The 19,269-nt window shown below is 67.3% G+C and carries 21 protein-coding genes; 7 read left to right on the top strand and 14 right to left on the bottom strand.

The features are described from left to right. The first annotated feature begins 133 nt into the window (after positions 1–133). Entirely contained in the window at positions 134–1,315 is a 1,182-nt protein-coding gene (gene hmpA / locus G333_RS0102340; protein WP_019627558.1) for an NO-inducible flavohemoprotein, read from the top strand. Between the two features lie 24 nt (positions 1,316–1,339). Here the strand turns inward: hmpA and dut are convergent, their stop codons facing one another. From dut to G333_RS0102325, 3 genes are all read right to left on the bottom strand, one after another. Then, positions 1,340–1,801, bottom strand: a complete 462-nt coding sequence (gene dut / locus G333_RS0102335; RefSeq protein ID WP_018951826.1) for a dUTP diphosphatase — start codon at positions 1,799–1,801, stop codon at positions 1,340–1,342. Positions 1,802–1,821: 20 nt separating this feature from the next. Next, entirely contained in the window at positions 1,822–3,039 is a 1,218-nt protein-coding gene (gene coaBC / locus G333_RS0102330) for a bifunctional phosphopantothenoylcysteine decarboxylase/phosphopantothenate--cysteine ligase CoaBC (protein WP_019627557.1), read from the bottom strand. A 302-nt stretch (positions 3,040–3,341) separates the two neighbouring features. Continuing rightward, on the bottom strand, positions 3,342–3,938 hold the full coding sequence (locus G333_RS0102325; protein ID WP_019627556.1) for a DUF502 domain-containing protein: 597 nt from the start codon (positions 3,936–3,938) through the stop codon (positions 3,342–3,344). A gap of 159 nt (positions 3,939–4,097) precedes the next feature. Here G333_RS0102325 and G333_RS0102320 point away from each other — a divergent pair, with 159 nt between their 5' ends. After that, a complete protein-coding gene (locus G333_RS0102320; protein ID WP_026340859.1) occupies positions 4,098–5,072 on the top strand; it encodes an MBL fold metallo-hydrolase in 975 nt (324 codons plus the stop codon). A 10-nt stretch (positions 5,073–5,082) separates the two neighbouring features. Here G333_RS0102320 and G333_RS0102315 read toward each other — a convergent pair whose 3' ends face one another. Next, positions 5,083–6,042, bottom strand: a complete 960-nt coding sequence (locus tag G333_RS0102315; RefSeq protein WP_019627554.1) for a lipid A deacylase LpxR family protein — start codon at positions 6,040–6,042, stop codon at positions 5,083–5,085. Between the two features lie 88 nt (positions 6,043–6,130). On the opposite strand from G333_RS0102315, the gene G333_RS0102310 reads away from it, so the two are divergent. Continuing rightward, entirely contained in the window at positions 6,131–7,858 is a 1,728-nt protein-coding gene (locus G333_RS0102310) for a potassium/proton antiporter (RefSeq protein WP_026330508.1), read from the top strand. Here G333_RS0102310 and G333_RS0102305 read toward each other — a convergent pair. Both G333_RS0102305 and G333_RS0102300 read right to left on the bottom strand, forming a co-directional pair. After that, on the bottom strand, positions 7,821–8,615 hold the full coding sequence (locus tag G333_RS0102305) for an endonuclease/exonuclease/phosphatase family protein (RefSeq protein WP_081624489.1): 795 nt from the start codon (positions 8,613–8,615) through the stop codon (positions 7,821–7,823). The genes G333_RS0102310 and G333_RS0102305 overlap by 38 nt on opposite strands. A gap of 2 nt (positions 8,616–8,617) precedes the next feature. After that, a complete protein-coding gene (locus G333_RS0102300; protein ID WP_019627552.1) occupies positions 8,618–10,669 on the bottom strand; it encodes a UvrD-helicase domain-containing protein in 2,052 nt (683 codons plus the stop codon). 86 nt (positions 10,670–10,755) lie between these two features. Between G333_RS0102300 and G333_RS0102295 the strand changes: the two genes are divergently transcribed. The 3 genes from G333_RS0102295 to G333_RS0102285 are packed head-to-tail and all read left to right on the top strand — an operon-like array spanning position 10,756 to position 12,274. Next, positions 10,756–11,139, top strand: coding sequence for a thioredoxin family protein (locus tag G333_RS0102295; RefSeq protein WP_019627551.1), 384 nt, complete (start codon positions 10,756–10,758; stop codon positions 11,137–11,139). Further along, complete coding sequence (ampD, locus tag G333_RS0102290; RefSeq protein ID WP_018168377.1) at positions 11,136–11,693, top strand: 1,6-anhydro-N-acetylmuramyl-L-alanine amidase AmpD; 558 nt, start codon at positions 11,136–11,138, stop codon at positions 11,691–11,693. Before G333_RS0102295 ends, ampD begins: the two co-directional genes overlap by 4 nt. Further along, positions 11,690–12,274, top strand: coding sequence for a histidine phosphatase family protein (locus tag G333_RS0102285; RefSeq protein ID WP_019627550.1), 585 nt, complete (start codon positions 11,690–11,692; stop codon positions 12,272–12,274). Before ampD ends, G333_RS0102285 begins: the two co-directional genes overlap by 4 nt. 18 nt (positions 12,275–12,292) lie before the next feature. Here the strand turns inward: G333_RS0102285 and G333_RS0102280 are convergent, their stop codons facing one another. Beyond that, entirely contained in the window at positions 12,293–12,610 is a 318-nt protein-coding gene (locus G333_RS0102280; RefSeq protein WP_018938908.1) for a DUF2322 family protein, read from the bottom strand. 161 nt (positions 12,611–12,771) lie between these two features. On the opposite strand from G333_RS0102280, the gene G333_RS0102275 reads away from it, so the two are divergent. Then, the gene (locus G333_RS0102275) at positions 12,772–13,533 is read left to right on the top strand and encodes an inositol monophosphatase family protein (protein WP_018176257.1); all 762 of its coding nucleotides are present in this window, start codon (positions 12,772–12,774) and stop codon (positions 13,531–13,533) included. Positions 13,534–13,626: 93 nt separating this feature from the next. Here the strand turns inward: G333_RS0102275 and G333_RS0102270 are convergent, their stop codons facing one another. From G333_RS0102270 to aroQ, 7 genes are all read right to left on the bottom strand, one after another. Then, positions 13,627–13,953 (bottom strand): helix-turn-helix domain-containing protein, encoded by a 327-nt coding sequence (locus tag G333_RS0102270; RefSeq protein WP_018144664.1) that lies wholly within the window; start codon positions 13,951–13,953, stop codon positions 13,627–13,629. Then, positions 13,950–14,942 carry a tRNA dihydrouridine synthase DusB gene (dusB, locus tag G333_RS0102265; RefSeq protein WP_018176256.1) on the bottom strand — a complete coding sequence of 331 codons (993 nt, stop codon included), beginning with the start codon at positions 14,940–14,942 and terminating at the stop codon, positions 13,950–13,952. Before dusB ends, G333_RS0102270 begins: the two co-directional genes overlap by 4 nt. 110 nt (positions 14,943–15,052) lie before the next feature. Next, positions 15,053–15,700: a DUF3426 domain-containing protein gene (locus G333_RS0102260; RefSeq protein WP_019627549.1), complete on the bottom strand. Its 648-nt coding sequence runs from the start codon at positions 15,698–15,700 to the stop codon at positions 15,053–15,055. Positions 15,701–15,928: 228 nt separating this feature from the next. Continuing rightward, positions 15,929–16,810, bottom strand: a complete 882-nt coding sequence (prmA, locus tag G333_RS0102255; protein WP_019627548.1) for a 50S ribosomal protein L11 methyltransferase — start codon at positions 16,808–16,810, stop codon at positions 15,929–15,931. Positions 16,811–16,841: 31 nt separating this feature from the next. Beyond that, a complete protein-coding gene (accC, locus tag G333_RS0102250; RefSeq protein ID WP_018938912.1) occupies positions 16,842–18,188 on the bottom strand; it encodes an acetyl-CoA carboxylase biotin carboxylase subunit in 1,347 nt (448 codons plus the stop codon). A gap of 51 nt (positions 18,189–18,239) precedes the next feature. Continuing rightward, positions 18,240–18,695, bottom strand: coding sequence for an acetyl-CoA carboxylase biotin carboxyl carrier protein (gene accB, locus G333_RS0102245; protein WP_018951815.1), 456 nt, complete (start codon positions 18,693–18,695; stop codon positions 18,240–18,242). 9 nt (positions 18,696–18,704) lie between these two features. Continuing rightward, positions 18,705–19,145, bottom strand: coding sequence for a type II 3-dehydroquinate dehydratase (gene aroQ, locus G333_RS0102240; RefSeq protein ID WP_018176254.1), 441 nt, complete (start codon positions 19,143–19,145; stop codon positions 18,705–18,707). Positions 19,146–19,269: the final 124 nt, after the last annotated feature.

Genomic DNA, 19,269 nt, shown 5'->3' with positions numbered 1-19,269 from the left:
CCCGCCTTGTGGGTGCGTCGGGGCGGCCATGGGTCAGCGTCTCCTTGAAGGTCGATTCTATATGCATGGTTTGACCGGTGACGCCGTGGCGGGTATAAAGCTGCGCATCACATACAGCAAATGAAGGTGTCCCATGCTCTCGACCGAACAGAAGGCGATCATCCAGCAAATCGTGCCGCTGCTGGAATCCGGCGGCGAAGCCCTCACCCGTCACTTCTACGAGATCATGCTGCGCGACTACCCGGAGGTGCAGCCGCTGTTCAACCAGGCGCATCAGGCCAGTGGCGAACAGGCACGGGCACTTGCCAATGCGGTCCTGAATTACGCACGGCACATCGACCAACTGGAGGCCCTGGGCCCGCTGGTGGGCCAGATCGTCAACAAGCACGTCTCGTTGCAGGTGCAGCCCGAGCATTACCCGATTGTCGGCACCTGCCTGTTGCAGGCCATGCGCGAGGTGCTGGGCGAGGAGGTCGCGACCGATGCGGTGCTGGAGGCCTGGGGCGCGGCCTATCAGCAACTGGCCGACATCCTGATCGAGGCCGAAGAGGGCGTGTACACCGCGCACGAGCAGCAACCCGGCGGCTGGCGTGGTGCCCGCGCCTTTCATGTGGAGCGCAAGTCCCCCGAGAGCGAGGAGATCACCTCGTTCTATCTGCAGCCGGTGGACGGTCAGCCCGTCCCGCCGCACCAGCCAGGGCAATACCTCGGGCTGCGCCTGATGATCGACGGCAAGGAGGTACGGCGGAACTATTCCCTGTCGGCGGCGGCGAACGGCAAGAGCCTGCGCATCAGCGTCAAGCGCGAGCCGGGCGGTGTTGCCTCGACGTTCCTGCATGACCGGGTTCAGGAGGGCGACGTGCTGGATGTCTTCCCGCCGGCCGGCGATTTCGTGCTGCGGGCGTCGGATCGCCCCGTGGCCTTCGTGACCGCGGGGGTCGGGATTACGCCCGCGGTGGCGATGACCGAGGCGGCGCTGGCGGACGGTCGCGAGGTGCACTTTCTCCACTGTGCCCGACACGGTGGCGTGCATGCGTTCCATGACTGGGTGGAACGTCAGGCAGAACAGGTGTCCGCTCTGACGCGTCGTTATTGCTACAGCGAACCGCGTGCCGGCGACCAGCCGCATGCGGAAGGCTTCCTGACCCGGGAGCAGCTCGCCGAGTGGCTGCCCGACAGCCGCGAGGTGGATGTCTATTTCCTGGGACCGAAGCCCTTCATGCAGCAGGTGCGCGCCCACCTGCGCGGGCTGGGTATCCCGGACGACCGGGTGAACTACGAGTTCTTCGGGCCCGCCTCCGCGCTGGAGACCTGATGCGGTTGGGGTGCCGGGCCGGGGTCAGCCCCGGCCCGAAGACCCGAAGCCGCCCGCGCCGCGGACGGTTTCCTCGAAGTCCTCGACCACGCGGAACTTCGGCTGGATGACCGGGACGATGACGAGCTGGGCCAGGCGCTCGCCGATCTCGAGTGTGTAGGCGCTCGCGCCCCGGTTCCAGCAGGAGACCATCAGCGGGCCCTGGTAGTCGGCGTCGATCAGGCCCACGAGATTCCCCAGCACCAGGCCGTGCTTGTGCCCGAGCCCGGAGCGCGGAAGGATCATCCCGGCATAGCCCGGATCCTCGATGTGGATCGACAGCCCGGTCGGGATCAGCTCGGCCGTGCCCGGCTCCAGCGTCAGCGGGGCCTCGATCATTGCCCGCAGGTCCACGCCGGCAGAGCCGTCGGTGGCCGGGGCGGGCAGCGGGAAGTCCGCGCCCATGCGTGGGTCGAGGATCTTCAGGTCAATCTCGGGGACGGACATTCGGGGTTCCTTGGCAATGACTAATCTGTTTCGCGTGGGTTCAGGCGCTTGATGACCAGGTCGATCAGCGCGCGCGCCAGTTGGGCCTTGGGCTGGTTCGGTAGCGTGCGCTCGCCGCCCTCCCACAGGCACAGCAGCTCGTTGTCGGAGGTGCCGAAGGCGAGGCCCTCACCGACGCGATTGGCCGCGATCAGGTCGAGCCCCTTGTTTCGGCGCTTGGCGTCGGCGTGCTCGCGCAGGTGCTCGGTCTCGGCGGCGAAGCCCACCAGGAATGGGCGCCGGGGGAGCGTGGCCGCCTGGCGCGCGGCGTCGGCGAGGATATCCTCGGTGCGTTCCAGGGCCAGGTTCATCGTGGGGTCGGACTTTTTGATCTTCTGGGCGTGTGGTGCGGCCGGGCGGTAGTCGGCCACGGCCGCCGCTGCAATCAGGATGTCGGTCGCGGGCAGGCGTTCCATGACCGCTGTATGCATGGCGGCGGCGGTTTCGGTGGCAACGCCCTCGACGCCAGCGGGCATGGCTTCCGCGGTCGGGCCATGCACCAGGGTCACGCGTGCCCCGGCATCACGCGCGGCCGCGGCCAGGGCGAAGCCCATGCGCCCGGAGCTGCGGTTGCCGATAAAGCGCACCGGATCGATCGGTTCGAAGGTGGGGCCGGCGGTGATCAGCACCTGGCGGCCCGCCAGCGGGGCGTCGGCCGGCTGTAGCAGCTCGCGCGCGATCGCGGCCGGCTCGCTCAGGCGGCCTTCGCCCTGCTCGCCGCAGGCCTGGTCGCCGCTGTCGGGTCCGATCAGGGTCACGCCGCGTTCGACCAGGGCCGCAATGTTGGCCTGCGTGGCCGGGTGTGCCCACATGCGGTGGTTCATCGCCGGCGCCAGGGTGACCGGCGCGGTGGTGGCCAGCAGCAGGGTGCTCAGCAGGTCGTCCGCCAGGCCCTGGGCGTAGCGGGCAATCAGGTTGGCACTCGCGGGGGCGACCACGATGCGATCGGCCCAGCGCGCCAGGGCGATATGGTCCATGCCGGATTCGGCCTCGGCATCCAGCAGTTCGGTGCGCACCGGCACGCCGGACAGGGCCTGGAAGGTCAGCGGGGTCACGAAGGCGCGGGCACCCGCCGTCATCACCACGCGCACCGCGCAGCCGGCGCGCTTGAGCTCGCGCACCAGCTCGCAGGCCTTGTAGGCGGCGATGCCGCCGCTGACGCCGACCAGTATCCGGGGCTGGGTGTCGTGATCCGTCATGTGGCGGATTCTACCCCTTAAGGAGACGCTGATTAATTCGCACGTTCGCGCTCGAGTCGATTTTGCTCGATGACAAGGCGCGGCGAGCGAAGTGTAGCCGAGCTACATAAGCGAGCCGCAACGCCGTCAGCGGGCCCGAATCCAGAAGGCAAGGCGGCCGAGCCCTCAAGGGGTTGGCGCCCCATTTTCCCCGATTCTGCGTTGCGCCGCTTGACCGTAGAGTGACTACGGCACTGCGCACCGCGCCTTGTCTCGGAAAAAATGGGGCACCAACGCGGACGTGCGAATTGATCAGCGTCTCCTTAGCCTTTGTCCTTGCGCGCGGAGACGCCGGCGGTCAGGGCGTAGCGCATTGCATCCTCCAGCGGCAGGTCCAGCGGCTCGACCCGCTCGCGCGGCAGCATCAGGGTGTAGCCGCCGATCTGGTAGCTCATGGGCATGTAGACCGCGAGCGTCTCCGGCCCCCCCAGGTTGTCCGGCAGGCCCTCGAAATCCTCGCGGGTGACAAAGCCGACCAGTTTGAAGTCGGTGCCGGGAAACGTGACGAGCACGGCCTTCCCGAAGCGCTGATGGATGTCGCCGGAGAGCAGGTTGGTGACGTCGCGCACGGTGCCGTGGATCGTCTTGATCACCGGGATGCGCTGCATCAGGCCCTCCAGCCAGTCGAACAGCCAGCGCACGACATAGGCCTGCAGCAACACCCCGAGGCCGAAGATCAGGCCGATACCGGCCAGGATCCCCATGCCCGGGAAGTAGAGCAGATCCGGCAGGACGGCCTGCAGCAGGCCCCCGAGGACATCCTCGGCGGTGCTGCCCAGCCACCACAGCAGGGCCAGCGTGATCGCGGCCGGGAGGATCGCGGCCAGGCCGGTCAGGAAGGTGCGGGAGATTCGGCGCACAAAAGGCTCCGTGCAGGGGGGTCTCCGGAATGCTAACGCATCCGCGTCCGCAGTACGGTCGGCTGCCGGTCCACGCTTGCTCGGGGCGGCACTTCCGTGATCGGGTGCAGTCTATGAATTGGGTTTGAGTGGCATTGTTGCCGGTAGAGGGAGTGAATCATGAGTAGATGGACCGGGTTGGGTGTGCTGGCGCTGGTAGTCTCGGCGGTTGTGCTACCGCAGGCCTCCATCGCGGGGGAGTCGGACGCGGCCGCGCCCGAGGACTACGCGATGACGCCCGAGGCGGTGGCGCCGGGCGTCTATGCGGTGATGACGCCGGCGCGGGATCTCCCCAGTCGCGAGAACCTCGGCTGGAACGCGAACATGGCGTTTGTGGTGACCGACGACGGGGTGCTGGTGTTCGACACGGGTTCCTCCGAGACCATGGGTGTGGCGCTGCGCGAGGCGATCGCCGAGGTCACCGATCAGCCGGTGCGCTGGATCGTGAACAGCCACAGCCACGGGGATCACTGGCTGGGCAACCACGCCTTCGCCGATTCCGACCCGGAGATCATGGCCGGTTCCGCCGCGACCGCGCGTATGGAGACGGAGGCCGAAGGCTGGGTCGAGAATTTCCGCGAGATGACCGAGGGCGCGACCGGTGACACCACGCCGCTGTTGCCGAATGTTGCGGTGGACGAGCGTATCACCCGTGACCTTGGCGGCACCGAGGTGGTGATTCTTCCCTCCGGGGGTGCCCATTCGCCGGGCGATCTGAGCATCTGGCTGCCGCAGACGCGGGTCCTGCTGGCCGGGGACGTGGTCTACAGCGATCGTGCGCCGTCGGTCTGGGATGGCGATGTCGCGCAATGGATCGACCTGCTGGACGAGCTGATCGCGCTGGAGCCGGCGGTGGTCGTACCCGGCCACGGTCGGCTGGAGGATGCGCAGACGCTGGCCCGGCTGCAGCGTTATCTGGTCACGCTTTGGGAGGGGATCGAGGAAGGTGTGGAACAGGGGCTGGCCGACTTCGAGACCGTGCCGCTGGTGCGCGAGCGCATGGGTGACCTGATCGATCACTACCCCGGCTTCGACGACAAGATCGACCGCTCGGTGGCTACCACGTACCCGGATGTCGAGGCCGCGGTGTTCTGAATCCCCGTGTTCAGAACTGCCAGGTGGCGTGCAGCGAGCCGAACTCGGCGGCGCCCTTGGCCTGCCCGCTGAATTCGCGCGAGCGCCAGACATGGGTGTAGCCCAGGCGCAACCCGCCTACATGAAACACGACCCCGGCGGTGAGTTCGCCCACCACGGGGTGCTTGTCCACCGATGGCCCGTCACGAAAGACCGGGCCGTCCAGGAACAGGTCGTAGAGCATCAGCCGCGTGTCGATACCGGCAAACGCATAGCCGCCGACGCGCGCGGTGGTCTCGAAGGTGTGGGTGCCGGACAGGGCCGGGCGGATTCGGGGCGGGCCGTAATCGCCCGGCAGGTTGCGCCCCGCGCGCACGATGGCGCCGGCATTCGCGAAGGTGAAGGGGGTTCCGGCGGCCGCGCCCCAGTGCGGGGTCAGGTCGGCGCCCCAGCCGTTTGGCGTGCGGTGTGACCGGCCCCGCAGCTGGCGTTCGTAGGCCAGCATCAGCGTCGGTTCATTGCCGATCTGGTGATCCCATCCTTTTGGCTCCGGTGCGCTGGACCAGCTGTGGACCTCCCTCTGGGTGCGTTCGGCCAGGGAGGCCGGGCCGACCGTGCCCAGCGTGACCTGCAGGCGGTCCAGGCGGTTGTCGTGTTCCGCGGCCATGCTGAAATTCAGGTACAGCCAGCCGGCGTAGGGGCGATCATCCGGGTCCGGCGTCGTGCGCTCGATATCCTCCGGGGTGTACATGTTCTGACCCAGGTGGATCGCCGCCTTCAGGCGTTCGGGCTCCTCGCGACGGAGGAAGAACGGCAGGCTGTCCGCCACAGTCCGCAGCCACGGTGGCACGCGTTCCTCGCTGCGCGTCCAGCCGATGCGAACCCCGTTGGTGTAGTAGCGATCCTCGCCCCCGAACAGGTCGTTCTCGAATTCGAAGTGCAAGGCATCGACGCCGCTACCGGCCAGGCTGGTTGGGCTGGCGACCGCCACGCACAGGAGTGCCGTGGCCAGCAGGCCAGCCTCTCTCCAGCGGGTGGAGCGCCGTCGGGATGCGGGGGTGTTCCGGTATGATTGGCGCATGGACCTCTCCAACCAGATCATCTTCCTGGCCGCGATCGTGCTGCTGGGGAGCATCCTTTCGAGCGTGATCACCTCGCGGCTGGGTGTGCCCCTGTTGCTGGTGTTCCTGGTCATCGGGATGCTGCTGGGCCCGGAAGGCCCGGGCGGTCTGGTGTTCGAGAATATCACCGTTGCCTATCTGATCGGCTCGGCGGCGCTGGCGATCATCCTGTTCGACGGCGGGATGCGCACACCGGCGCGCAATTTCCGCATCGGGCTGAAGCCGGCGCTGGGGCTGGCCACACTCGGGGTCATCGTCACCTCGGGGCTGACCGGGGCGTTCGCCGTGTGGTGGCTGGGACTGTCCTGGCTGGAGGGGCTGCTGCTCGGGGCGATTGTCGGGTCTACCGATGCTGCGGCGGTGTTCTCCCTGCTGCGCTCGCGCGGGCTGGAGCTGAAGAGCCGTGTCGGCGCCACGCTCGAGATCGAGTCCGGCTCCAACGACCCGATGGCGATCTTCCTGACCATTGTGCTGATCGAACTGCTGCTGCTGCCGGAACAGCAGTTCGGCCTGGTGGTGCTGGTCGAGTTCATCCAGCAGATGGGCCTGGGCGCGTTGCTCGGGGTGGGTGGCGGCTTTGCCCTGCTCGCGCTGATCAACCGGGTCCCGATGGCGGCCGGGCTTTATCCGCTGTTTGCCATGGCCGGGGCACTGGCCATCTTCGGGCTCACCGGGCTGGTCGGCGGTTCCGGGTTCCTCGCCGTGTACCTGGCGGGGCTGCTGCTCGGCAACCGACCGCTGGAGGCCTCGCAGAACATCAAGCGCTTCCACGACGGCATCGCCTCGCTGGCGCAGATCGGCATGTTCCTGATGCTGGGCATGATCGTCGCCCCGTCCGAGCTCCCGCCGGTGGCGCTGGACGCCGGCCTGGTCGCCGCCGTGCTGATCCTGATCGCGCGGCCGCTGGCGGTGTGGATTTGCCTCTACCCATTCCGCTTTCCCTGGCGCGAGCAGGTGTTCATCTCCTGGGTCGGTCTGCGCGGGGCGGTGCCGATTATCCTCGCGCTGTTCCCCTTGCTGGCCGGGCTGGAACTGGCTGGCTACTTCTTCCACGTGGTGTTCTTCGTCGTGCTGATCTCGCTACTGGTGCAGGGCTGGACCGTCGCCACCTCGGCACGCTGGCTGGGGCTGGAGTTGCCCCCCACCACCGCGCGGGTGCAGCGCACCGAGCTCGACATCCCGGGGCAGCAGGAGATGGAGCTGGTCGGCTACCGTCTGGCGGAGACCACCCCGGTGGTGCGCGAGGCCTGGTCGAACTTCCGCTTGCCGGGCAGCGCACGGGTGGTGGCGCATCTGCGCAAGGGCAAATTGCTGGAGACCCTGGAGCTGCTGGATCTGCACGCCGGCGACCATCTCTACATCATGGTCACGCCCGCGGATCTGCATGACCTCGACCGCCTGTTCGTGCCCAAGGACGAGGTGCCGGAACGCCTCACCGAGCGCAGCGTGTTCGGCGAATTTGCGCTCAACGGCGACGCCCAGCTCGGCGCAGTCGGCATGGCCTATGGCGCCCCGGTCCCGCCCGAACGCCAGGGTGAAACCCTGGAGGTCTATCTGCGTCGCGAGCTCCAGGCCGAACCGGTCGTCGGCGATGCCGTCGATCTCGGACCGATGCGCCTGGTCATCCGCGAGATGGACGGCGCCCGCATCACCCGCGTCGGCCTGAAGCTGCTGAAGCCTTCGTGATCATGTCCTGCCAGGTTAAAAGCAGGGGCATGTGGTCGCTGACTTTCAGCCAGTAATCGGTCGGGTAGCCAATTTCGATCGCGCTCTGTGCCAGCTGGTCGTGGGGTACGAAGGCGTAGTCAATGTGATAAGGCTTGTTCGCGTTTCGCTGGAGATAGAACGTGGCCTGGGACTCGCCGCCCTGTGATTCGTCGAACTGGTGGTGGTAAAGGCTTCGCAGCCCGATTGCCTCGAGTTCGGACACGACGTCGGTGTGATTCCACCATTGGTCGGGGCGATCCCAGACCGTGTTGCTGTTGAAGTCGCCAACGATGACCGCCTGATGCTGACGGATTTGTTCGCGGTGGATCTGGAGATATTTCCAGAATTGTCCGATGTACCGAAAGGCCTGCTGGTTGCTGCCCTTGGTCCAGACAGCGATGAAGACCTGATTCTCGTCCAGCACGAACGGCAGAAATAGTTTCAGATCGTTCGTGGCCCATTCGAGGGCCGGGCTGGTCCCGGAAAGCCCGGGCAGCTGAAAGTTTCCGGACCAGTGCAGGGCACGAACCGAATGGCCATTTCGCGGAAATATTCCGATGCCTTTGTGCCGTGATTCGCCGGCCCAGAGGTAATTGCCGGCCCACTGGTGGAAGGCCGGAGTCGAGTGAGCGGGATCCTCGCATTCCTGAACGACGAGTACATCGGCATCCAGTCTGCTGATTGCATCGAGCTTGTTGCGCAACGCCCCGTTGCAGTTCCAGCTGACGAGCCTCATCCCTATTTTTCGAGCATGGCCTTCAGGCCGGCGAGGTGGGCGCGGGCGGTGAGCTGCTGGGTCTCGGGGTCCGGCGGCTTGGCGTCGGGCCAGTCGAGATGCTCCCCGGGGAGTTCGTCGAGAAAGCGCGAGGGCTCGCAATCGAGGCTTTCGCCGTAGCGGCTTCGGCTTTGGGCGTAGGTGATCAGCAGGGTTTGCTGGGCGCGGGTCAGGCCGACATAGGCCAGCCGGCGCTCCTCCTCGATGGAGTCGTCTTCGACGCTGACGCGGTGTGGCAGCAGTTCCTCCTCGAAGCCGACCAGGCAGACATGCGGAAACTCCAGGCCCTTGGCGGTGTGCAGGGTCAGCAGCTGTACCGACTCGTTGCCGTCCTGGGAATCCCGGTTGCGGTCGAGGATGTCCATCAGGCTGATGCGATTGACGATGTCGGCAAGACCCATGCTGCGGGTGTCCTCGGCCTCGTCATCACCGTATTCGGCCGTGGTGTTCGCTCCGCCCATGCGCCCGACCCAGTCGATGAATTCGCGCACGTTGTCCATGCGCCGGGTCGCTGCGCGCGGGTTGGGGCTGTTCTCCAACAGCCAGGATTCGTAGTCGATGTCCTCGACCAGGGCGCGTAGCAGGACGTCCGGGGACTCTTCCGCGCCGCGGCGCTGAAAGCCGTCAATCCAGTCAGTAAAGCGCTCCAGCCGGGCCTGGGCGCGGGCATCCATGTATTCGGAAAGACCGGCGCCGCGCGCGGCCTGCAACAGGGAGGTGCCGCGCTGGTTGGCGTAGTGGCCGAGCTTTTCCAGGGTGGCTGGCCCGATCTCGCGGCGCGGGACGTTGACCACGCGCAGGAACGCGGTGTTGTCGTCCGGGTTGGCGAGCAGGCGCAGGTAGGCAACCAGGTCCTTGATCTCGGCCTTCTCGAAGAACGACTGGCCGCCGCTCAGGCGGTAGGGGATACCCTGCTCGCGCAGGAGCTTCTCGAACAGCCTGGACTGGTGGTTGCTGCGGTAGAGGATCGCGAAATCCCCCCAGCCCGCGTTGAGACGGAAACGCCGGCGCATCAGCTCGGAGACCACGCGCGCCGCCTCGGTGTCGGCGTCGGAGCAGCCGATGACCTCGATCTTTTCGCCCTCGCCCAGCGCGCTCCACAAGCGCTTCTCGAACACGTGCGGGTTGTTCGCGATCAGCGCGTTCGCGGTGTGCAGGATGCGGTTGGTGGAGCGGTAGTTCTGCTCCAGCTTGATCACCTCCAGGCGCGGGAAATCGTCCTGCAGGCGCACGAGGTTTTCCGGGCGCGCGCCGCGCCAGGCGTAGATCGACTGGTCGTCGTCACCCACCACCGTCAGTCCATCACTGACGCCAACCAGCAGGCGCACCAGTTGGTACTGCGCGGAGTTGGTGTCCTGGTACTCGTCGACCAGCAGGTGGCGGATGCGGTCCTGCCAGCGGTTACGCAGCTCCGGATCATCGCGCAGGCAGTCCACCGGGCGCTTGATGAGGTCGTCGAAGTCCACCGCGTTGTAGGCGCGCAGGGCGTCCTCGTAGCGTGGGTAGAGGTTGGCGGCGGCGATGGCCTCCGGGGCATCGGTCATCTGACTCGCCTCGTGCAGCGCCTCCGCCGGCGTCATCAGGTCGTTCTTCCAGCGGCTGATGTGGCCGACCAGTGCGTCCACCTCGGAGCCGGTGTCGTCGCGGTAGGTGATCTCGCGCAGCAACTGCCGGCAGTCGCCCGGGTCGAGGATGGAGAAGCCGGCACGCAGCCCGGCCGCCTGCAGTTCACGGCGCAGGAAATTGAGCCCGAAGGTGTGAAAGGTGGAGACGCTAAGCCCGCGTGCCTGCTCGCGCGCCAGGCGGCCCTGCACGCGCTCGCGCATCTCGCGCGCCGCCTTGTTGGTGAAGGTGATGGCAACAATGCGGCGCGCCTCGAGCCCGCGCTGCTCGATCAAGTGCGCGATCTTCTCGGTGATCACGCGCGTCTTGCCCGACCCCGCTCCGGCCAGCACCAGCAGTGGGTGGTCCGTGGTGGTCACGGCGGCCTGTTGTTGAGGATTCAGTTCAGACACCGGGGTGATCGATTCCTTCTCAGCGGGGCGCGTAAACTAACCCACGATCCAGCATTCATAAAGACAGTAACGGTGAGGGTAAGCCATTGACCGATGTGTCGGGCACTGCAGCCGCGGCCGGGACGGACGGGTCGCTCCCGCGTCTGACCCAGTTTGATTTTCATCAGCGCCTGATGGATGTGCTGGGCTCGGCGGTGATTCTGTTCACGCGCCAGGGCTGTGGCGCCTGCAAGGTGATGGGGCGGGTCCTGGCGGAGTGGCAGGCGGCCGCGGATGCGCCTGCCTTGTTCGTGGTGGACGCCGAGACGGATACCGCCCTGGTGCGCGAATTCGAGGTCTTCCATCTGCCGGCGCTGTTCGTGTTCCAGGCGGGCGCCTACCACGGTCGCCTGGAGGCCCCGCCCCGGTTGCCCCTGCTGCGCGAGGCGCTGACCGCCTGCCTCGCGCGCCCACCCGAGGAGGCACCATGACCTCGAGCGACATCGACTGGTGGCCGCCCGCGCGCGTGGTGGAAAGCCCGAACCAGGATGCCCGCCCGCCGGGACAGGACCCGGAGTTGATTGTGGTGCATGCGATCAGTCTTCCGCCCGGCGAGTTCGGCGGACCGCATATCGCCGAGCTCTTCCAGAACCGGCTGGATCCGCAGGCCCATCCCTACTTTGCCGAGATCGCGGCGTTGCATGTCTCCGCGCATGTGCTGATTAACCGCGACGGGTGGGCCACCCAGTTCGTGCCGTTCTCCCGCCGTGCCTGGCATGCAGGGGCGTCGCAGTGGTGCGGACGCGAGCGCTGCAACGATTTCTCCATCGGGATCGAACTCGAGGGGACCGACGAGGATCCGTTCACCCCGGCGCAGTACGCCGAACTGGCGCGGTTGGTGGGCTGGCTTCGGGCGCGCTACCCCGGTATTGGCGCGGATGGGCTGGTGGGTCACAGCGACATCGCGCCGGGGCGCAAGACGGACCCCGGGCCCTGCTTCGACTGGACGCGCCTGCGGCGGGAATTGCAGGCGGTGACGGCATGATTGTGGATCTGTTGCGCCACGGGGAGCCGGAGGGCGGTCAGCGCTATCGCGGTCATGGCTGCGACGATCCGCTGAGCCCGCGCGGGTGGGCCCAGATGGAGCAGGCGGTGAAAGGCGAGGCCGGCTGGCAGTACGTGGTCAGTTCGCCGATGCAGCGTTGCCGCGCCTTCGCTGAACGCTTCGCCGCCGGACAGGATTTACCGCTGTCCCTGGCGCCGGATCTGCGCGAGGTGGGCTTCGGCGACTGGGAGGGGCGGACCCGGGTTGAGCTTCAGCGTGACCGGCCGGAGGAGTACCGCGCCTTCTACGCCGACCCAGTCCACGCGCGGCCGGCAGGGGCCGAGCCGCTGGCGGACTTTCGGCGGCGGGTGGAGACCGGCTTCGAGGTGGCGTTGCGGCCCCTGGAGGCCGAGCGCGTGCTGCTGGTCGTACACGCCGGGGTGATCCGCGCCCTGGTGGGCTGGGTGATGGGGGTGCCGGACGCGCGGCTGTTCCAGTTGGAATGCGACTATGCCAGCCGCACCCGCCTGCACCGGCACCCGACCCGGGGCTGGCGCCTGATCCACGCCAACCGGGTTTGAGTCGGACGCCGCTCCGGTTTACCCGGCCTGGTTGCTGCGTTTGGGGACGGCCTTCACCGACAGGTAGAAGTCGTTGTTCAGCACGTCGATCAGACGATCGATGTTCGGGTGCTTGCCGGGGTTGGCGCGGGCGTCATCGGCGTGGCTGCCGTACATCAGCAGCCCCGAGTTGGCCGCCTTGGGGCCGATGCCGCCGAAGTCCAGCGCCAGCTGGTAGTAGATCTGCAGCGACAGGCTCTGGCCTTCCACGTTTTCGATGGTTGCGGTGGGGTTGTAGTCTTCGCCAAACAATTCCAGGCGTTCGATATTGCTGACGTCGGGCAGCTTCTTGGACATGTCGGGCTCCTCGAAATAATGGCGGCATTATCGGGGCATGACCCGGTGGCGACAACCAACCCGCGAAGGCGGCAGGGTCGCGCCGGGTCAGCGACGAAGGCGCCACATGCTAAGATAGCGGCTTTTGTCGAGGGGACACGAACATGTCGCGAAGCGCGTTCATGGAGGCCGCCCAGGCCGCCGCCGATGCCGCCGAGAAGGTAATCCGCCACTATTACGAGGCGGGGGTCGACGTCGAAACCAAACCCGACGATACCCCGGTGACCCGGGCCGACGTGGAGAGCGAACAGGCGATCCGCCAGGTGATCCGCGAGCACTTCCCGGATCACGGTTTCTACGGCGAGGAGACCGGGCAGTCGGACATGGATTCCGACTATGTCTGGCTGATTGACCCGATCGACGGCACCAAGAGCTTCGTGCGTCGCTACCCGTTCTTCTCCACCCAGATCGCGCTGATGTACAAGGGCGACCTGATCCTGGGGCTGTCCAATGGCATCCAGTTTGGTGAGCGGGCCTGGGCGGAAAAGGGCCAGGGCGCGTTCCTGAATGGCGACCCGATCGCGGTCGAGAAGACCACCGATCTGGGGCGGGCCTCCCTGTCCACCGGTAACCTCAAGTCCCTGGCGCAGAATGCCGAAGGCTGGAAGGCACTGGGCGGCATCACGGCCGAGGTGAACCGCACCCGTGGCTACGGCGACTTCTACCACTACCACCTGCTGGCACGCGGCAGCATCGACCTGATCGTCGAGTCGGACGTGAATATCCTGGATATCGCCGCACTGGCGGTGATCGTGCGCGAGGCGGGGGGCGTGTTCACCAACCTCTCTGGCGGCGAACTGGACCTGCAGACCGCGAATGTCCTGGCCGCGGCCACCCCGGAACTGCATCGTACGGCCCTGACCCGCTTGGGCTGGAAGGGCTAGCAGTCGTCCAAATCCGAGCGACTGCTGGTCGCGTATGGATAAGCGCCTTCCCGGCGGCTCGGTTTGGGCGCATGGGGTTGCCGGCGCCGGGGGTTATTCTCCGGCGCCGTTCCCGTTGGTTCCCACCAGTCCGTGGGTGCGCAGCTTCTTGCGCAGGGTGGCGCGGTTGAGCCCGAGCAGGGCCGCCGCGCGGCTCTGGTTGCCCCCGCAGCGCTCCAGCACGCTGGCCAGGAGGGGGCGCTCCACCTCGTTCATCACCAGCGCGTAGAGATCGTGGCTGCTCTGCCCATCCAGGGTCTCGAAGTACTGGTCCAGTGCATGGCGCACGGACTCGGCCAGCACACAGTCGGACGGGAGGACGCCTGCAACCGGCGTCTCGTGGACCTCTGGGTCCTGTTCGAGTGGCATGTTCATGCTCATGCAGCCTCGCTTGCGATTCCCGTCAGGTGGGCCCGAAGGCGCCACAGTTGTTCGCTGGCCGTGGGGGCGGCGAGAAGGTCAGCCCGGGCCGCCCGGGTGCGGGCCTCGTCGAGACCCAGGCCCTGAAGATACCAGCCCAGGTGCTTGCGCGCGATGCGCACGCCCTGCGGTTCGCCGTATTGGGCGTGCAGTTCGCCAATGTGCTCCTCGATCAGGGCCAGGCGGGCGGCGCGCCCGGGTGCCGGCGGTATCGGTTCGCCCGCCAGCGCGGCCCGGATCTGGCCCGGGAGCCAGGGCTGGCCCTGGGCGGCACGCCCGATCATCACGCCCGCCGCGCGGGTCGTATCCAGTACCTGCAGGGCCTTTTCGGGGCCGGTGATGTCGCCATTGGCGAGCACGGGGATGGAAACGGCCCGGACGATGCGCGCGATGGCGGCGTAGTCCGTCTCTCCGCGATAAGCATCGGCCCGCGTGCGGCCATGCACGGTCAGCATCGCAATGCCGCAGTCCTCGGCAATGGCCGCGATGGTCTCGCCGTTGATCCGTTCGCGGTCGAGGCCCAGGCGCATCTTCAGGGTCACCGGGACCGTGACCGCGGTGGTGAGCGCCTGGAGCAGTTCGCGCACCCGTTCCGGCTCGCCCAGTAGCGCCGATCCGGCGGCCTTGCTGCAGACCTTCTTGGCCGGACAGCCGAGGTTCAGGTCAATCACGTCGGCGCCGCGGCGCACGTTCTCGCGTGCGGCCTCGGCCAGGGCCTCGGGTTCGTTACCCAGCAACTGTACGATGCGCGGGCGCGGCTCCTGGCGATGATCCAGGCGGTGGCGGCTCTTGTCGCTGGTCCATAGTCGGGTGTCGGAGGTCACCATCTCGGATACCGCCGCGCTGGCCCCCAGGCGGCGGGCCAGTAACCGAAACGGACGGTCGCTGACCCCGGCCATCGGCGCCAGAAACACGACAGGGTCGGGGAAGTGGTGAGTTCCGAGCTGCATCGGGGCTATCGGGTCGGGAGCAAGCGGGCCAGTCTAGCAGCTAACCTGCGCGGTTTCCGGTGCGGTCGATCGCGAAACCATGTGAATGCGCGCGAGCTTGGACCCGGGAATTACCGGGGCTGGATTTCGATGCCGGTGATGTGGCCATGAGGGCTGGCAACGGCCAGACGCACGGAATGGGGGGAGTGGGCATTCATCGGTGCGTGGGTGTCGGTGTAGTCGTCGGGGGTTAGCCGGAGGGTGCCATGGGGCGTCCCAAGCTGGTCGGTCAGGCGAATATCGAGGATCGGCCAGGCCTGCCGGATCGGGCTCTCGAGCACGAATTGCAGGTGCAGAGTGCCGTCGCTGGTGGTGAAGAAATCGGGCGCCGAGGTGCGGACTTGGCCAGGGGCGCGCCGCGGGTGCCAGGTCGGGCAGGGGAGGGCCGCGCACACTTGCGCCCGGGCCTGGTCCAGCTGGGGGCTCCGGTCCGGTGCCACGGGCGGGATTGCCAGTAGTTGCGCGCCCAGCAGCAGCATCAGGGCGGCGGCCAGCATGACCCCCGGCCAGGAGCGCCGGCGTATCGTGTTTGCCGAGCCCAGGGGGCTTGCGTGGCGTTCGATGTTGAGGGGTATTGCCGCGCCCGGGGCCCGCTCGATGGCGTGGAGGGGCGCCTGGCGTGCCGGGAGGAGCCCCTGGCCCAACACGCGTTCGCCCGCGCCGCCGATCTCCAGTGCCGGGAACAGATCGAACTCGGCATCGCAATTGGAGCAGTGCACTCGCCTCTGGCGGAGCTTGGCCCCGCGGGCGAGGGCGTGGGTGACGCCGCATTGGGGGCAGCGGGCCAGCATCCTACGGGCTGGGCGTCAGGTGTCGCGAGGATTCGCCCGATGGGGCCTGTTGATGGGCTTGCGGCGCGTTGCTGCAGCCGGGCGATCCTGTGCTTGCGGCGCCTTGCCGTTGAGAGCGATCGACTCGGCCGGGCGCGTCCATGACTCAGCGTCTCCCTAGCGCCGGCGGCCGCCGAGCAGGGCCCAGCCTTCGCGACAGTCCTCGACGCCGATATCGAAGGTGTCAGAGTAGGCCGCGATGACCTCGTCTGCCTGGCGTTCGAGCAGCCCGGCGAGCAGGATGCGTGCGCCCGGTTTCGCCGCCCGAGCCAACTCCGGTGCCAGATCGATCAGCGGCTTGGCGAGGATGTTGGCCAGCACCAGGTCATAGGCCGCGTCGGGCACAGGGTGATCGGTCAGCCCCGTCTCCATCTGTGCGGGCGGGATGGCGTTGGAGTCGGCATTGCTGCGGGTGGCTTGCACGGCCTGTTCATCGATGTCGATGCCCAGTGCATGGCGTGCGCCCAGCTTCAGGGCGGCGATCGCGAGGATGCCCGAGCCGCAGCCGTAGTCGAGGACCTCTTGATCGCGCGGTGGCTGCTGGGCCAGGGCGGCCAGGCACATCGCGGTGGTCGGGTGATTGCCGGTCCCGAAGGCAAGACCGGGGTCCAGGCGCACGAAGGTGCCTTCCTCGATCGCCGGTTCGTCCTCCCAGGAGGGCACGATCCAGAGTGCGCCGCCGCAATGGATGGCGCCAAGACCGTCCAGCCCGGCGCGGACCCAGTCCTGGTCCTCGATCGCCTGGACCTGGATCGCCTCCGGGGCCTGCGCCTGGCGCGCCAGCGCGGCGGCGGCGAGGTCTGCCTGGGTGGTGTCCGGGAACACCGCCTTCAGGCGCACGGTGGACCACAGGGGATGGGTGCCCAGGGGCGGCTCGAAGAGGGGTTCGTCTGCGGCGTCGAACAGCTCGACGCTGACGGCACCCAGTTCGAACAAGGTGTCCTCCAGCGGCTCGGCTTGTTCCGGGCTGATCTGGCATTCAAGTTCGGCAAGGCTCATGGCATCAGGCTCGTGGCGCGAGGGGGAAGGGTCAGGCCTGTGCCTTGAGCTTCTTCTCGAGATAGTGAATATCGGTCTCGCCGCGCTGGAAGTTCGCGTCGATCATCAGGTCGTGGTGCAGCGCGACGTTGGTCTGGATGCCGTCCACCACGATCTCGCCCAGGGCGCCGCGCATGCGCGCCAGCGCGATCTCGCGGCTGTTGCCGTGGGCGATCAGCTTGCCGATCATGGAGTCGTAGTACGGCGGCACCATGTAGCCGTTGTAGATGTGGGTATCCATGCGGATGCCCGGTCCGCCCGGCGCGTGGTATTGCTGGATGGTCCCGGGGCTGGGCATGAAGGTACGGGGGTCTTCCGCATTGATGCGGCACTCGATCGCGTGACCGGTGATGCGCACGTCGTCCTGCGTGTAGCCCAGGGGTTCCCCGGCGGCGATGCGGATCTGTTCGCGCACCAGATCGATGCCGGTGACCTGCTCGGTGACGGTGTGCTCGACCTGCAGCCGGGTGTTCATCTCGATGAAATAGAACCCGCCGTTCTCGTACAGGAACTCGAAGGTCCCGGCGCCGCGGTAGCCGATCTCCTGACAGGCACGGATCAGCCGTTCGGCCATGGCCTGGCGCTGGTCATCGGTAATACCCGGGGCCGGTGCCTCCTCGATGACCTTCTGGTGGCGTCGCTGCATGGAGCAGTCACGTTCGCCCAGGCACACGGCGTTGCCGTGGCTGTCGGCGAGGATCTGGAACTCCACGTGGCGCGGGTGTTCCAGGTACTTCTCCATGTACAGGGTGTCATTGCCGAACCCCTGCTGCGCCTCGTTGCGGGTCAGCGATATGGCGTTCAGCAGCGCGCCCTCGGTGTGCACCACACGCATGCCGCGGCCGCCACCGCCGGCGGCGGCCTTGATGATGACCGGGTAACCGATCTCGCGCGCCAGCGCCAGGTTGGTGTCCGCGTCGTCGCCCAGGGCGCCGCCGGAACCGGGGACGCAGGGCACGTTGGCCTCCAGCATCGACTGCTTCGCGGAGACCTTGTCGCCCATCAGGCGGATGGTCTCGGCGCGCGGACCGATAAAGGCGAAGCCCGAAGACTCCACGCGTTCGGCGAAGTCCGCGTTTTCCGACAGGAAGCCGTAGCCCGGGTGGATCGCGCCGGCGTCGGTGACCTCGGCGGCCGCGATCAGCGCGGGAATGTTCAGGTAGCTTTCGCCCGAGGCCGCAGGGCCGATGCAGACCGACTCGTCCGCCAGGCGAACGTGCTTCAGGTCGCGGTCGGCGCTGGAGTGGGCGGCGACGGTGGCAATGCCCATTTCGCGGCAGGCACGCAGGACCCGCAGGGCGATCTCGCCGCGGTTGGCGATCAGAATTTTTTCAAACATGCTCGAACCTGTTTCCAGCGAAGCCGGGGGTGTGACGCCCGGCGGATGGGTTCATCCGATGATGAACAGCGGCTGCCCGTATTCCACCGGGTTGCCGTTCTCGACCAGGATGTCGCGGATGGTGCCGCCCTGGTCGGCCTCGATCGGATTGAGCATCTTCATGGCCTCGATGATGCAGAGGGTCTCGCCGGCCTCCACCGTCTGGCCGACCTCGACGAATGGCTTGGAGCCCGGGCTCGGCGCCCGGTAGAAGGTGCCGACCATGGGTGCGGTGACCCGATGACCGTCCATTTCCGGTGCGGCCTCCGTCGCGCCCGCCGGGGCTGCGGTCGGGGCCGCCGCGGCGGCGGGCGCCGCTGGGGGCAATGGGGCCGGGGCGGCGGCCATGGGCGTCCCGCTGGCGGAGCGGGTGATGCGCACCGACTCCTCGCCTTCGTGGATCTCGATCTCGTGGATGCCGCTCTCGTCGAGCAGGTCGATCAGTTTCTTGACCTTGCGAATGTCCATGGAAGCCTCTTAGTCCTTGATAGCTGCAAGCGCCGCATCCAGCGCCAGCCGGTAGCCAATGACGCCGAAGCCACTGACCAGGCCGGCGGCGACATCGCTCAGGCGCGAGGTCTGGCGGAAGGGCTCGCGGGCGTGGATGTTGCTGATATGGATCTCGTAGAACGGGATGGCGACGCCCAGCAGGGCATCGCGCAGGCTGACACTGGTGTGGGTCAGGCCGCCCGGATTGATCAGGATGTGCTCCACGCCCTCGCCGGCGGCGGCGTGGATGCGGTCGATCAGGTCGCCTTCGTGATTGCTCTGGAAGCAGTCGAGGGTCGCGCCGGCCTGTTCCGCCCGGGCTTTAAGGTCGGTCTCGATGTCTGCCAGGGTCTGTACGCCGTAGCGCTCCGGCTCCCGCTGTCCCAGCAGGTTCAGGTTGGGGCCGTTGAGCAGCAGTATGGACGCCATGGCAGGGGGAATCGGTAGCGATCCTGTCGAGAATGGACGCGATTGCACCGAAAAATCACGATGCAGCGAATGATCGGGATTCTGCCGCAGGAAGGGTAGGAGTGTCCAGCGCGAGGCGCTGGAG

Source organism: Thioalkalivibrio sp. AKL10 (assembly GCF_000381845.1).
In the GTDB taxonomy this organism is placed as follows: domain Bacteria; phylum Pseudomonadota; class Gammaproteobacteria; order Ectothiorhodospirales; family Ectothiorhodospiraceae; genus Thioalkalivibrio; species Thioalkalivibrio versutus.
This window is presented reverse-complemented; position numbering and strand designations above follow the sequence as displayed.